Origin of the sequence: Acidovorax temperans, from assembly GCF_028596105.1 — a bacterium.
GTDB classification, from domain to species: domain Bacteria; phylum Pseudomonadota; class Gammaproteobacteria; order Burkholderiales; family Burkholderiaceae_C; genus Acidovorax; species Acidovorax temperans.
Map to the genome: position 1 here is coordinate 2,500,764 of NZ_CP117193.1, position 15,055 is coordinate 2,515,818.

The window sequence follows — 15,055 nt, forward strand, 5'->3', positions numbered from 1 at the left end:
ACTGCCTGAGGGCTTGGCGCCGCACCGCTGTGGCAGCTGCCTTTGCGGTGTGTGCCGCACATTGTGGTGATGCAGGCGGCACAACCGTGTCGCCTGCGCGATCCTGCGCGCGGGGGCTTCCCGCGCGCGGTGCTGGGCGCCTCAGAACGCGTCTTCCGGCATCTGTGCGCAGGTGGCGTCGCGGGTACTGACCACCTGCAGCCAGGCACCAATCTTGGGCAGCTCGTAGTGGAAGAAAAACTGCATGGCACCCATGCGGCCCACGCTGGCCGGTTGTGCCACGGCAGCGTCTTTGGCCAACGTTGCCAGGGCCAGGTCCAGCCACACCCATGCCAGCACCGTGTGGCCGAATGCCTGCATGTAGGGCACGGCATTTGCCAAGGCGTCACCGGGCTCGCCCGTGGCCCACGCAGCCTTGGTGGCGGCACCCACCTGCTGCAAGGCGCCAGCCAATGCGTTGGCATGTGCGGCCAGGCGCGGCACCTGCAGGGCGCGCTGCACGGTGCCGTTGATGCGGCCTGCCAGCAAGGCCAGGCCCTTGCCACCTTCCATCAACACCTTGCGGCCCAGCAGGTCCATGGCCTGGATGCCGTGCGTGCCTTCGTGGATCATGTTCAGGCGGTTGTCGCGCCAGTACTGCTCCACCGGGAAGTCGCGCGTGTAGCCGTAGCCGCCGTGGATCTGGATGGCCAGCGAATTGGCCTCCAGGCAAAACTCGCTGGGCCAGCTCTTGGCGATGGGGGTGAGCACTTCGAGCAGCAGGCGCGCCTCGTCGGCGGCGTCAGGCTCGCCGGTGTGCTGCTCGTCCACCAGGCGGGCGCAGAACAGGTTGAGCGCGAGCGCACCCTCGCCGTAGCTCTTTTGCGCCAGCAGCATGCGCTTGACGTCGGCGTGCTCGATGATGCGCACCTGGGGCTGCGCAGCGTCCTTGCCACTCGCCCCCACCAGGCGGCCCTGCGGGCGGTTTTTGGCGTAGTCCAGGCTGGCGTAATAGCCCGCCAGGCCCAGCATGGTGGCCGCCATGCCGATGCCGATGCGCGCCTCGTTCATCATGTGGAACATGCACGCCAGGCCACGGCCGGCCTCGCCCACCAGGTAGCCCACGGCCCCTGCCCTGCCCGCCACCGGGTATTTGCCCTCGCCAAAGTTGAGCAGCGTGTTGGTGGTGCCGCGCCAGCCCAGCTTGTGGTTGAGGCCGGCCAGCGCCACGTCGTTGCGCACGCCGGTCAGGTTGCCTTCGGTATCCACCAGATTCTTGGGCACGATGAACAGCGAAATGCCGCGCGTGCCCGGCACCAGCTTGCCGTCCGCCCCCGGAATCTTCGCCAGCACGAGGTGCACGATGTTCTCCGACAGCTCGTGCTCGCCCGATGAAATCCACATCTTGTGGCCCGTAAGCCGGTAGCGCGGGCCCAGCGGGTCACTTTCAAACGCTTCACCATCTGGCACAGCGCGCGTGGCCACGTCGCTCAAGCTGGAGCCCGCCTGCGGCTCGCTCAGGCACATGGTGCCCGAGAAGCGCCCCGAAAACTCATTGAGTGCAAACACCTTCTTCTGCAGATCGGTGCCATGCACCATCAGCAGGTTGGCATTGCCCACGCTCAGCAGGCTGGAGCTGATGCTGATCGACGCCACGGCAAAAAAGGCATTGGCCGCCGCGTCCACCGTGTAGGGCAACTGCATACCGCCGATGTCGTAGTCCTGCGCCGCGCTGAGCATGCCCGAGGCGGCGTAGGCGTCATACGCATCCTTGGTGGCCTGCGGCAGCGTGACGCGTTCACCATCGAAATGCGGCTCGTGCGTGTCCACCGTGCGGTTGAACGGCGCGTACTTCTCGCGCGCGATGCGCTCGCAGGTGTCGAGCACCGCGTCAAACGTCTCGCGCGAATGGTCGGCAAAGCGCTCGCGTGTGTTCAGCGTTTCGGCTTGCAGCCAGTTGTAAAGCAGGAAATCGAGGGTGGAGCGCAGGGTCGTCATGCGGGAAATTATGGGTGTGCACATCCCGTCGGGCATGTCCGTTGCGCGACGCGGCGAGGAGGGTGACCCAGGCCGACCGCTCCCGCACATTACTGCGGCCACACCCCTGCTGTGGCAATGGAATGCCATTGGCTCCGTAAATCCCGGGGGTTTACCCGTAGAACCATCCGTCACTGCGCATTTTCTACAACGCGCGTGCGCAGGACCTTCAATACGGGAGGGCAATGCCTCCGAATAATCAGTCGCTGCTCACCACAACCGAAGGAGACATGCATGGGTACTTCACCCCAATCCGATTTTCTGCGCGCGCTGTACCAGTCCTGGTCAGACCGCATGGCCGCCAACCCCGCGATGACCCTCGCCGACCTGCGCAGCCTGTTCGACGAGTGGCATCAACCCACGCTCGAGCCTGAAGGCGTGACCTACAAGTCGGACGTGCTCGCCGGCGTGGAAGCCATCTGGGCCCTGCCCCATGGCGCAGACACCAAGAAGGTCATCCTGTACACGCACGGCGGCGGCTTTGCCGTGGGCTCGGCCGCCAGCCATCGCAAGCTGGCCGGTCACCTGGCCAAGCATCTGGGCGCGACCGCGGTGGTGATCGACTACCGCCGGGCGCCCGAGCATCCGTATCCGGCCCAGATCGAGGATTCGACGGCTGTCTACAAAGAACTGCTGGCGCGTGGCTTCAAAGCAGCCGACATCGTCACCAGCGGCGACTCGGCGGGCGGCAACCTGGCCATCTCCACGGTGCTGAAGCTGCGCCAGGACGGCGTGGCGCTGCCGGGCGCGGTGATTGCCTTTTCGCCCTGGCTCGACATGGAGCATGTCGGCAAGACGCTGCAGACCAACGCGGCCACCGACGCCCTGGTCAGCAAGGCCGTTCTGGAGGGCATGTCGGGCATGTTCCTGGGCGAGAAGGGCTCACGCACCGACCCGCTGGCCAATCCGCTGAAGGCCGACTACACGGGCTTTCCGCGCCTGTACATCAACGCCGGCAGTGCCGAAACCCTGCTGGACAACGCGCAAGACCTGGAGCGCATCGCCAAGGCGGCGGGCGTGAACGTCACGCTATCGGTGGTGGACGGCATGCAGCACGTCTTCCCGTTCCTGGCGGGTCGCGCCCCCGAGGCCGACGACGAGCTGCGGCGCATTGCCCAGTGGTTCAAGGGCGCCTGAGCTCCAGTTAGCCAAGACCCCGAGGCCGAGGAGCCTTGGGGAAATTTTCCTCATTGCAACAACGCAGGCCACTACGTCGCCGCCAGGCGCAGCTGTGGCCGCAACTTAGAGAGACTCACCATGAAAAACACCAAACATCTGGACGCAATCGTCATCGGCGCCGGCTTTGGCGGCATGTACATGCTGAAAAAGCTGCGCGACGAGCAGGGCCTGAAAGTGCGCGTCTTCGACAAGGCCGGCGGCGTGGGCGGCACCTGGTACTGGAACCGCTACCCCGGCGCGCTGTCGGACACCGAGACCTTTGTTTACTGCTATTCGTGGGATAAAGAGCTGCTGCAGGAGATGCACATCACCACGCGCTATGTGACGCAGCCGCAAATCCTGTCGTATCTGGAGCATGTGGCCGACCGCTACAACCTGCGCCCCGACATTCAGCTGAACACCGGCGTCACGGCCGCGCACTTCAACGAAACCACCAACCTGTGGGAAGTGAAAACCGACACCGGCGAGGCCTACACCGCCAAGTTTTTGGTGACCGCGCTGGGCCTGCTGTCGGCCACCAACGTCCCCAAGATCAAGGGCCTGGACACCTTCCAGGGCGAGTGGCTGCACACCGGCAACTGGCCCGAAGGCGTGCAATACGACGGCAAGCGCGTGGGCGTGATTGGCACGGGCTCCACCGGCACCCAGGTCATCACCGCCATTGCGCCCAAGGTGGGCCATCTGACGGTGTTCCAACGCTCGCCCCAGTACAGCGTGCCCGTGGGCAACGGCCCGGTCACGCCCGAATACGTGGCAGAGGTGAAGAAGAACTACGACGAGATCTGGGAGCAGGTGAAGGGCTCGGTGGTGGCCTTTGGCTTCAAGGAGAGCACCGTGTCGGCCATGAGCGTGTCGGAAGAAGAGCGCCAGGCCGTGTTCCAGAAAGCCTGGGACAACGGCGGCGGTTTCCGCTTCATGTTCGAAACCTTCTGCGACATCGCCACCGATGAGCGCGCCAACAAGGCGGCGCAAGACTTCATCCGCGGCAAGATTGCCGAAATCGTCAAGGACCCCGAGACGGCGCGCAAGCTCATGCCGCAAGACCTGTACGCCAAGCGCCCTTTGTGCGACAGCGGCTACTACGCCACCTACAACCGGCCCAATGTCGATCTGGTCGATGTCAAGGCCAACCCGATTGTCGAAATCACCCCCAAGGGCGTGAAAACCACCGATGGCGTGGAGCACGAACTGGACATGCTGATTTTTGCCACCGGCTTTGATGCGGTGGATGGCAACTACACCAAGATCGACATCCGTGGCCGCAATGGCCTGACGATTCAAGAGCAATGGAAATCGGGCCCCAGCAGCTACATGGGCGTGGCCAATGCCAACTTCCCCAACATGTTCATGGTGCTGGGCCCCAACGGCCCGTTCACCAACCTGCCGCCGGCGATTGAGAGCCAGGTCGAGTGGATTGCCGCGCTGATCAAGGATGTGAACGCCAAGGATCTGAAAACCGTGGAAGCCACCACCGAGGCCGAAGCCGGTTGGACCAAAACCTGCCACGACATCGCCCACATGACGCTGTTCCCCAAGGCCGACTCCTGGATTTTTGGCGCCAACATCCCGGGCAAAACCAACACCGTGTATTTCTACATGGCCGGCCTCGGCGCTTACCGGCAAGAGCTGTCTGCAGTGCAAAACAAGGGCTACGAGGGTTTCGTATTCCAGTAAATGCGCATTTTTTAAAAAACCAACCAAGGAGACAACATGAAACGCGTAGAAAACAAAGTGATTTTGGTGACCGGCGGTGCCATGGGCATGGGCCGCTCGCACAGCGAGCTGCTGGCAGCGCAAGGCGCCTGGGTGTTCGTGGCCGACGTGAACGCAGCCGAAGGGCAAGCCACCGTGGACAGCATCCGCAAAAACGGTGGCAAGGCCGACTTTTTGCAGCTGGATGTGACACAAGAAGCCCAATGGAACGCCGCGCTGGCGCAAATCACAGAGCGTGCAGGCCGTCTGGATGTGCTGGTGAACAACGCCGGCATTCTGATCCTCAAGCCCATGCAAGACACGACCAACGACGAGTGGGATCGCGTCTTCGATGTGAACGTGCGCGGCCTGTTCATCGGCACCCGTGCGGCGGTGCCGCTGATGCAAAAGGCCGGCGGCGGCACCATCGTCAACGTGTCGTCGATTTACGGCCTGGTCGGTGCCCCCGGTGCCAGCGCCTATGAAGCCTCCAAGGGCGCGGTCCGCCTGTTCACCAAGTCTTGCGCCGTGGATCTGGCACCGTTCAATATCCGCGTCAACTCGGTGCACCCCGGCGTGATTGAGACCCAGATGACCAAGGCCATGCTGGACGACCCGGTCATCCGCCCGGCACTGCTCGGCCCCACGCTGCTCAAGCGCCCCGCGCAACCGATCGAGGTGTCACAGGCCGTGCTGTTCCTGGCCTCGGACGAATCATCGTTCGTGCATGGCGCAGAACTGGTCGTTGACGGCGGCTACACGGCCAATTGATCGTCAACCGCAACGCGCCGGACTCAAGCCGCGAGCGGGTAGTCCGGGGCGTCGCTGCAAGCACAAGACCCCCATCAGGAGACAAACCAATGAAGCAATTTTTCAAGCGACTGGCACCCCTGGCCACCGCACTGGCTGCCCTCGCGCAGGCCGGCACGGCCAGCGCCATCGAACTTGACGCCGGTGACTACACACCGCTGCCGGCCGGCACCACCGCGCTGGTGGTCTATGGCCAGCACACCACGCGCGACAAGCTATACAGCCAGGGCAACCGGCAGGCGATCAACCCGCAGCTGGACTCCACCGTGGGCATCTTGCGCGGTGTGCGCTTCATGGAAGTGGGCGGCCTCATCATCGACCCGCAGTTTCTGCTGCCCTTTGGCCGGCTCAGCGCCAAGGACGACATTGCGGGCCTGGGCTCGAAAAGCAGCGTGGGCGACCTGATCCTCGCGTCCGCAATCTGGTTCACCAAACCCGGTGACAAGAACCACTTCGCCATCACGCCTTACCTGTGGCTGCCGACCGGCTCGTATGACCGCAACCAGTCTTTGGGCCTGGGCGAAAACCGCTACAAGTTTGCGCTGCAGGCTGGCGGCATCGTGCAACTGGCGCCCGGCATCCACTGGGACTACGCCGGTGACGTGACGCTCTTTGGCAAGAACGACGACTTCAACAACGGCGCGGGCGGCAGAACCGAGATGAAGCAAAAGCCGCTGTACCAGCTGCAGACCCATTTGCGCTACCAGCTCAGCCCGACGCTGGACCTGCGCGCTGCCCTGTTCCACACCTTCGGTGGCGAGACCAAGGTGGGCGGCGTGGACCAGAACAACCGCCAGTCCACCACCAAGTTCAACGTGGGCACCGCGTGGTTCATGCAGCCCGACCTGCAGTTGATCGCCACCTATGGCCGCGACATCCATGTGCGCGAAGGCTTCAAGGCCAACAACCAGATCAACCTGCGCCTGCTGAAGCTGTATTGATCGCGCAGGCGGCCGCCGGGCACCGACGGCCGCCTGAAGAATTGGATGGCTCAGTTATAGCAAGCTGCCATTAGGCGATGGCCGCTGCGATGTAGCGTCTGCCATTTTTTGAAATCCAGATACTCAAGGAAACACACACCATGCGCTGTTATTGCGTGATGCACCATTCAAAGCCGCTTGAACTCGTCGAGCGTGAGACTCCGCAGCCCGTGGAAACCGAGGTGCTTGTGCGGGTGAAGGCCGCTGGCCTTTGCCACACGGACCTGCACATCTGGGAGGGCTTTTACGACCTGGGAGGCGGCAAGCGGCTGAACCTGGCGGACCGGGGCATCAAGCCGCCCATCATCCTCAGCCACGAAATCTGTGGCGAGGTGGTATCGGCCGGTGCGGACGCTGGTGAGGTCAAGGTGGGTGGCCGCTTCCTGATCCATCCCTGGATCGGTTGCGGTGAATGCCCCACCTGCCTGCGCGGCGACGAGAATCTCTGCCTGAAGGGCCGCGCCCTTGGCGTGGCACGCCCCGGTGGTTTTGCCGACTACGTGATCGTTCCCCACCCGCGCTACCTGGTCAACATCGACGGCCTGGACGAGGCCGAGGCAGCGCCTCTGGCCTGCGCGGGCGTGACGACCTACAGCGCCATCAAGAAGCTGGGCGACGGCATCCACCATGAGCCCGTCGTCATCATCGGTGCCGGCGGCCTGGGCCTGATGGCCATCGAGGTGCTCAAGGCCCTGGGAGGCAAAGGCGCCATCGTGGTGGACATCGACCCTGCCAAGCGCGAAGCCGCATTGGCCGCTGGCGCGCTGTCGGTGATCGACGGCAAGGCGGCCGATGCGGCCAGCCAGATCATCGCGGCGACCGAAGGCGGTGCCGGCCAGATTCTGGACCTGGTGGGCTCGGCCCCGACTGTCTCGCTGGCGATGCAAAGTGCCCGCCGCGGCGGACACATCGTCATCTGCGGGCTTATGGGTGGTGACCTGACCATCTCGCTGGCGACCATCCCGCTGCGCCCGCTGTGCATCGAGGGCAGCTACGTCGGCACCCTGTCCGAACTGCGAGAGCTGGTGGAACTGGTCAAGCGCAGCGGCATGAAGTCGATTCCGGTGTCGCGCCGCCCGATGGCCCAGGTGAACCAGGCCATTGACGACCTGCACCACGGCAAGGTGATCGGGCGTGCCGTACTGATCCCATGACTGATCCCATGAGTTTCTGAAAGAGCACACCATGTATCCCCAACTCAGCCTCTACATTGACGGACAAATGCTGCGCGGCGAAGGCCGCCGCGAGCAGGATGTACTGAACCCCGCCAACAACCAGGTGATCGGCCAGCTGCCGCATGCCACCCAGGCCGACCTGGACATGGCGCTGGCAGCGGCACAGCGCGCCTTCGCGTCGTGGCGCAGCAGCACGGCGATGCAGCGCGCGCAGGTGCTGAAAGCCGTCGCAGGATTGATTCGCGAACGTGCGCCGCAAATCGGCCGCAATCTCACCCTGGAGCAGGGCAAGCCCCTGGCCGAGGGCGTGGGCGAAGTGGCGGTCTGCGCCGAGCACGCCGAGTGGCATGCCGAGGAATGCCGGCGCATCTATGGCCGCCTCATTCCACCCCGCGATGCCAGCGTGCAGCAGACGGTGCTGCGTGAACCCATCGGCGTGTGCGTGGCCTTCTCGCCCTGGAACTTCCCGTTCAGCCAAGCCTTTCGCAAGGTGGTCGCGGCCATTGGCGCGGGGTGCACTGTCATCCTCAAAGGTTCCAGCGACACACCGGCCTCGGTGCTGGCAATTGCCCAGCTGTTTCATGACGCCGGCTTGCCGCCGGGCGTGCTGAATGTGGTGTCGGGCGATTCCGGAATGATCTCGGACTACCTGATCCGCTCTCCCATCGTGCGTAAGATTTCCTTCACGGGCTCCACACCTGTGGGGCAGCAGCTGGCAGCGCTGGCCGGTGCGAACATGAAGCGCAGCACCATGGAGCTGGGCGGCCACGCGCCCGTGATCGTGTGTGACGATGCGGACATCGACCGCGCGGCAGACGTGCTGTCGGGCTTCAAGTTCCGCAACGCGGGACAGGTGTGCATCTCCCCCACGCGCTTTTATGTGCAGGACGGCGTGTATGACCGTTTCGTCGAACGATTTGCGCAGCGGGCACAGGCACTGGCGGTCGGAGACGGGCTGGTTGAAACCAACCGCATGGGGCCGTTGGCGCAACCGCGCCGCGTCGCTGCCATGGAGGGTTTCGTGGAAGACGCCCGCCAGCGCGGCGCCAAGATCGTAACGGGCGGCCATCGGCTGCAAGGCGACGGCAACTTCTTCGCCCCCACGGTGCTGGCCGACCTGCCCGACGACTCGCGCTTCATGACCGAAGAGCCCTTCGGCCCGATGGCCGGCATGGTGCGATTCAAGACCGTGGAAGAAGTGCTTTCGCGCGCCAACAGCCTGCCCTTTGGCCTGGCGTCGTATGCCTTCACCACGTCACTGAAGAACGCGCACCAGATCTCGCGCGGGCTGGAAGCCGGCATGGTGTCCATCAACCACATCGGGCTTGCGCTGGCCGAGACACCGTTTGGCGGCATCAAGGAAAGCGGCTATGGCAGCGAGGGCGGCAGTGAAACCTTCGACGGCTACCTGACCACCAAGTTCGTGTCGCAACTCAATTAAGGCGCAAAGACTGCCAATCCACAAAAATGGGCAGTCTCACTGAAGCGCAGGCTGCCATTGCCCGCCAGCAGCACCCCATGGCGGCGCGGGCGTGTCGCGAACGGGCAGCTGACATTGGTACTCGTCAATTATTGATATTGCACGGTTTATTGCTGAGACATAACCCCGTTCAACCTGTGCTTGTCGAAGGGCTCAGCCCGAACGGGGTTGGCGAATAAATCCCGCCGGATCAACAGATCGCCCCCAGGCCCCGCTTGGCGCGTGCCACATGGATGAGGACCCTGACCTCGTCCATCGTCGGGTTTGACCAGCAGGCCGCTCAGTTGATGAAATTTTCGGTCGCGCGCAGCGCCGCCGCGTTCACCGTGCTGCGGTACTCCACGGGCGCTTGCTTGAAAGCCCGCTTGAAGTGGCGCACCAGATGGCTCTGGTCGGAGAAGCCGCAGTCCATGGCAATGCACTTCAGCGGCACAGCCACCGGACGGCTGAGCAGGCGCCGGGCGCGCTCCAGGCGCTGGCGCAAAACATAGGCGTGCGGTGCGCAGCCAAACTCTGCATGGAACTTGCGGATCAGCCCGGACACACTCACGCCCGCCTCGCGCGCCATCTCATCGAGCTTGAGGTTGCGATCCAGGTTGTCCTCGACATACTGCACAAGGCGCCGCCGCTGCCAATCTGCCATGCGGCCGGCCAGCGGCACCTCGCGCACGCCGGCCTTGGCATAGCGGCGAAGCAGATGAACGCAAAGCTGATTCACCAGCGACGACCGGTACAGCCCGCCGCCAAGCCCGCCGCTTTCCAACTCGGACTCGAAGGCGGACATTAGGCCGGGCAGGATGTCGTCCTGGGCACGCACGCAGTCTTCCATGCCCACATCACTCACGCTTCGCTCAAAAACTTCTTCGGCGACACGGCACAGCTCGGTGTGCGCCAGGTAGATGTGCGTGACGTCAATCGGGCGGTCCCACTTCCACTGAGACGACTCGCCGCGCGTCAGCAGCGAACACACGCCCCGCCCCACCCGCTCGCTGCGCCAAGCGCCACCTGCGCGCCGGCTCATGACCGCGTCATCGCACTTGTAACGCACGAGCATGTAGTCGCGCATGGAGGGAATTTCAACGTCAAGGGACGTGTACTGATAGCCCTTGAGCGTCACCTGATCCCAACCGACCGGCACGCTGTCAAGCGTCAGCTGGCCGGGTATCCAGCGGGGAACTTCATCAGGCGCAACAAGTTGACTCATAAACAGCAACTCCGGCAGGCCCATATGCAGGCCAAAGGTTTGATTTTCATCAAAGCAACCGGCGCCTACATCGGGGTTAACCCCATTTGCGGACTGCGCTCTGAGAACGAGCAAGATTGGACGTGGCCTTCATGCGGTCGAGCGGCGCGCACCCTTGGCATCTCCTCTGCGCGACACAGCGCGACGAAGCTGCGTTGTCAACTTGAAGCCGCCCGTTGGCAGGCCGTTCCACCCCCGACTGTGGAAGGCTGGCGTCCGGCCTGCGCAGGGCGTGTTCGCTTCAACCCGTCGTCAGCAACTACAACACTTCAAACACGCCCGCCGCGCCCATGCCGCCGCCAATGCACATGGTCACGCAGACTTTCTTTGCCCCGCGGCGCTTGCCTTCGATCAGCGCATGGCCCGTGAGGCGCTGGCCCGACACACCATAGGGGTGGCCCAGGGCGATGGCGCCGCCGTTCACGTTCAGGCGGTCCGCCGGGATGCCCAGCTTGTCGCGGCAGTACAGCACCTGCACGGCAAAAGCCTCGTTCAGCTCCCACAGGTCGATGTCCTGCACCGTCAGGCCCAGCTTCTTGAGCACCTTGGGCACGGCGAACACGGGGCCAATGCCCATTTCGTCAGGCTCGCAGCCGGCCACCGCAAAGCCGAGGAAACGGCCCAGAGGCTTCAGGCCCTTCTTGCTGGCGTACTCTTCGCTGGTGACCACGCAGGCACCGGCGCCATCAGAGAACTGGCTGGCATTGCCGGCCGAAATCAGGCCACCGGGCAGCGCCGAGCGCAGGCCGCTGATGGCCTCCACCGTCGTGCCTTCGCGCGTGCCTTCATCCTTGCTCACCGTGACTTGCTTGGTGATCAGGCCCAGCGTCTTGTCGGCCACACCGGCCGTCACGGTGATGGGGGCGATTTCGGCATCGAACAGGCCAGCGGCCTGGGCTGCGCAAGCCTTTTGCTGGCTGGCGGCGCCATATTCGTCCATGGCTTCGCGGCCGATGTTGTAGCGCTTGGCCACTTGCTCGGCGGTCTGCAGCATGCTCCAGTAGATCTCGGGCTTTTGCTTGGCCAAGGCCAGGTCCTGGATCATGTGCAGGTTCATCTCTTGCTGCACGCAGGAGATGCTTTCGACGCCACCGGCCACGAACACATCGGCCTCGCCAGCGATGATGCGTTGCGCTGCCATGGCAATGGTCTGCAGGCCCGACGAGCAAAAGCGGTTGACGGTAACGCCCGATGCCGTGATGGGCAGGCCCGCTTTCAGCGCAATCTGGCGCGCGATGTTGCTGCCCGTGGCCCCCTCAGGCGTGGCGCAACCCATGATGACGTCGTCCACGTCGGCGCCGTCGATGCCTGCACGCAGCACAGCGTGCTGCACGGCGTGGCCACCCAGCGTGGCGCCGTGGGTCATGTTGAAAGAGCCCTTCCAGCTTTTGGCAAGCGGCGTGCGGGCGGTGGAAACAATCACTGCGGATGTCATGTGAATTCCTTTATTCGGTAATGCGGTGCAAGCGGCTGCTTACTGGAAGGCCTTGCCTTCAGCGGCCAGCTTGACCAGGAGCGGTGCGGGCGCCCAGGCGCTGGCGTCGTCCATGGGGTTCTGGGCAAAGCGGTTCATGGCTAGCACCACGTTGAACAGGCCGACTTCGCTGGCGTAGTGCATGGGGCCACCACGGTGGATGGGGAAGCCGTAGCCCGTCACGTACACCATGTCGATGTCGCCGGACTTGCTGGCAATGCCCTCCTCCAGAATCTTGGCGCCTTCGTTCACCAGCGCGAACACCAGGCGCTGCACGATTTCCTCGTCGGACACCTTGCGCGGAGGAACGCTCAGCGTCTTGCGGTGCTCTTCGATCATCTTGTTGACCACATCGCTCGGAATCGCATCGCGCTTGCCGGCCTGGTAGTCGTACCAGCCTGCGCCAGTCTTCTGGCCGAAGCGGCCCATCTCGCACAGCAGGTCTGCCGTCTTGCTGTACTTCATGTCGGGCTGCTCTACCGCACGGCGCTTGCGAATCGCCCAGCCAATGTCGTTGCCTGCCAGGTCGCCCATGCGGAAGGGGCCCATGGCAAAGCCGAACTTCTCGATGGCCTTGTCCACCTGCTGGGGCGTGCAGCCTTCGTCGAGCAGGAAGCCGGCTTGCTGGCTGTAGCGCTCGATCATGCGGTTGCCGATGAAGCCATCGCACACGCCCGAAACCACGGCGGTCTTCTTGATCTTCTTGGCCACAGCCATCACGGTGGCCAGCACATCCTTGGCAGTTTCCTTGCCACGCACCACTTCCAGCAGCTTCATCACGTTGGCGGGGCTGAAGAAGTGCATGCCCACCACGTCCTGCGGACGCTTGGTGAACGCAGCGATCTTGTCCACATCGAGTGTGGACGTGTTGGAAGCCAGGATGGCGCCGGGCTTGGCCACAGCGTCGAGCTGCTTGAACACAGCTTCCTTCACGCCCATCTCTTCAAACACGGCTTCGATGATGAGGTCGCAGTCTTTCAGGTCGTCATAGCTCAGCGTGGTGCTCAGCAACGCCATGCGCTGTGCGTACTTGTCTTCCTTGAGCTTGCCCTTCTTGACCTGGGCTTCATAGTTCTTCTTGATCGTGGCAACGCCACGGTCCAGGGCTTCCTGCTTGGTTTCCAGAATGGTGACGGGAATGCCTGCGTTCAGGAAGTTCATGCTGATGCCGCCACCCATGGTGCCTGCACCGATCACGCCCACTTTTTGAATGTCGCGCTTGGGGGTGTCAGAAGGCACGTCTGGAATCTTGCTGGCAGCACGCTCTGCAAAGAACAGGTGGCGCAGTGCGCGCGATTCAGGCGTCCACATCAGGTTGATGAACAGCTCGCGCTCGTACGCCAGGCCATCGGCAAACTTGCGCTTGGTGGCAGCTTCCACGGCGTCCACGCACTTGGCGGGCGCAGGGAAATTCTTGGCCATGCCTTTGACCATGTTGCGCGCAAACTGGAAGTACGCGTCGCCTTCGGGGTGCTTGCAAGGCAGGTTGCGCACCAGGGGCAGTGGGCGCACATCGGCAATGCTGGCCGCAAAAGCAAGGGCTTCTTCAGCCAGGGCTTCGGGCGATGCAGCCATCTTGTCGAACAGCTTCTGGCCGGGCACCGCGCCGATCATTTCGCTCTTCACGGGCTCGCCGCTCACGATCATGTTGAGCGCGGCTTCCACACCCACCACGCGGGGCAGGCGTTGCGTGCCGCCGGCACCGGGCAGGATGCCCAGCTTCACTTCGGGCAGGGCCACCTGGCAACCAGGGGCGCCCACGCGGTAGTGGCAGCCCAGGGCCAGCTCCAGCCCCCCGCCCATGCACACCGTGTGAATGGCAGCCACCACGGGCTTGCCAGAGTTCTCCACCGCGTTGATGACGGAGTGCAGGTTGGGTTCCTGCATCGACTTGTCGGTACCGAATTCCTTGATGTCAGCCCCGCCGGAGAAGGCACCGCCAGCGCCCGTGATGACGATGGCCTTGACGGCAGCATCGGCATTGGCCCGCTGCAAACCGTCCACAATGCCTTGCCGGGTGGCAAGACCAAGCCCGTTGACGGGCGGGTTCGACATGGTGATCACGGCGATGGAGCCGTGGACTTTGTATTCAGCGGTCATGCTGTTGTCCCTTGCAAAGTAAAAAAGAACGGTCGTGCGATTTTATTGTAGTGGCTGAGGGTGACTTTGCCAGTGACAGAGCGTGTCTGTTTGTCCCGCTTGGGACAAAACAAGGGAAACACCGCACTGCGGCGCCCCCATCCAAAAAAAAACCCCGTTGTGGAAACAGGGCTTGGAGTCACTCGCAATCACACTTGAAATCCTGGCATCAAACTTCCAGCCACTCCTTGCGGATGTAGTTGTCGGCCCGCAGGCTGTCGGGCGTGCCCTGGAACACGATGGCGCCATGGCCCATCACCAGGGCGCGGTCTGAAATGGTCATGGCGATGGTGAGCTTTTGCTCGATGAGCAGCACCGAGATTCCCCGGGCCTTGAGGGCCTGCAGATACTCGCCCACCAGCTCAACGATCTTGGGCGCGAGGCCCTCCGTCGGCTCGTCAATGATGATGAGGTCGGGGTCTCCCATCAGGGTGCGGCACAGCGTGAGCATCTGCTGCTCGCCCCCCGACATCACGCCCGCTTCCGTGTGCTGGCGTTCCTTGAGGCGCGGGAACATCTGGTACATGTCGTCAAACGACCAGCGGCTATTTTTGCCGTTGCCCTTTTGCCCCAGCATCAGGTTTTGGTGCACCGTCAGGTTGGGGAACACATCGCGGCTTTCGGGCACGTAGCCCAGGCCCAGATGGGCGATCTCATAGGCCTTCTTGCCGCGGAGCTCCTGCCCTTTCCAGTTGATGGAGCCTTCCCAATCCACCATCCCCATGATGGCCTTGGCGGTGGTGGACCGGCCTGAACCGTTGCGCCCGAGCAGCGCCACGATTTCACCGGGTTGCACATCAAAGCTCACGCCATGGAGCACATGGCTTTTGCCGTAGTAGGCGTGGAGGTTGTCAATTTTCAGCATAG

11 protein-coding genes are annotated in these 15,055 nt (G+C 63.4%); 6 read left to right on the plus strand and 5 right to left on the minus strand.

The genetic code is table 11. The features are described from left to right. Nucleotides 1-141 precede the first annotated feature (141 nt). Entirely contained in the window at nucleotides 142-1,977 is a 1,836-nt protein-coding gene (locus tag PQV96_RS11835) for an acyl-CoA dehydrogenase family protein (protein WP_273623049.1), read from the minus strand. Between the two features lie 273 nt (nucleotides 1,978-2,250). Here PQV96_RS11835 and PQV96_RS11840 point away from each other — a divergent pair, with 273 nt between their 5' ends. From PQV96_RS11840 to PQV96_RS11865, 6 genes are all read left to right on the plus strand, one after another. Further along, nucleotides 2,251-3,153 (plus strand): alpha/beta hydrolase, encoded by a 903-nt coding sequence (locus PQV96_RS11840; protein ID WP_067399857.1) that lies wholly within the window; start codon nucleotides 2,251-2,253, stop codon nucleotides 3,151-3,153. A 120-nt stretch (nucleotides 3,154-3,273) separates the two neighbouring features. Next, a complete protein-coding gene (locus PQV96_RS11845; protein ID WP_087778440.1) occupies nucleotides 3,274-4,869 on the plus strand; it encodes a flavin-containing monooxygenase in 1,596 nt (531 codons plus the stop codon). Between the two features lie 36 nt (nucleotides 4,870-4,905). Continuing rightward, nucleotides 4,906-5,658: a glucose 1-dehydrogenase gene (locus PQV96_RS11850; protein WP_067399863.1), complete on the plus strand. Its 753-nt coding sequence runs from the start codon at nucleotides 4,906-4,908 to the stop codon at nucleotides 5,656-5,658. An 89-nt stretch (nucleotides 5,659-5,747) separates the two neighbouring features. Next, entirely contained in the window at nucleotides 5,748-6,638 is an 891-nt protein-coding gene (locus tag PQV96_RS11855; protein ID WP_067399865.1) for a transporter, read from the plus strand. Nucleotides 6,639-6,778: 140 nt separating this feature from the next. Continuing rightward, a complete protein-coding gene (locus PQV96_RS11860) occupies nucleotides 6,779-7,831 on the plus strand; it encodes an alcohol dehydrogenase (RefSeq protein WP_067399868.1) in 1,053 nt (350 codons plus the stop codon). A gap of 31 nt (nucleotides 7,832-7,862) precedes the next feature. Continuing rightward, entirely contained in the window at nucleotides 7,863-9,293 is a 1,431-nt protein-coding gene (locus PQV96_RS11865; RefSeq protein WP_067399871.1) for an NAD-dependent succinate-semialdehyde dehydrogenase, read from the plus strand. Nucleotides 9,294-9,612: 319 nt separating this feature from the next. On the opposite strand, the gene PQV96_RS11870 is transcribed toward PQV96_RS11865, so the two are convergent. The 4 genes from PQV96_RS11870 to PQV96_RS11885 form a co-directional block, all read right to left on the minus strand. Beyond that, nucleotides 9,613-10,560 (minus strand): helix-turn-helix domain-containing protein, encoded by a 948-nt coding sequence (locus PQV96_RS11870; protein WP_273623050.1) that lies wholly within the window; start codon nucleotides 10,558-10,560, stop codon nucleotides 9,613-9,615. Nucleotides 10,561-10,834: 274 nt separating this feature from the next. Continuing rightward, nucleotides 10,835-12,010 carry an acetyl-CoA C-acyltransferase gene (locus tag PQV96_RS11875; RefSeq protein ID WP_273623051.1) on the minus strand — a complete coding sequence of 392 codons (1,176 nt, stop codon included), beginning with the start codon at nucleotides 12,008-12,010 and terminating at the stop codon, nucleotides 10,835-10,837. A 39-nt stretch (nucleotides 12,011-12,049) separates the two neighbouring features. Next, entirely contained in the window at nucleotides 12,050-14,149 is a 2,100-nt protein-coding gene (locus tag PQV96_RS11880; protein WP_273623052.1) for a 3-hydroxyacyl-CoA dehydrogenase NAD-binding domain-containing protein, read from the minus strand. Between the two features lie 208 nt (nucleotides 14,150-14,357). Further along, entirely contained in the window at nucleotides 14,358-15,053 is a 696-nt protein-coding gene (locus PQV96_RS11885; RefSeq protein ID WP_066695903.1) for an ABC transporter ATP-binding protein, read from the minus strand. Nucleotides 15,054-15,055: the final 2 nt, after the last annotated feature.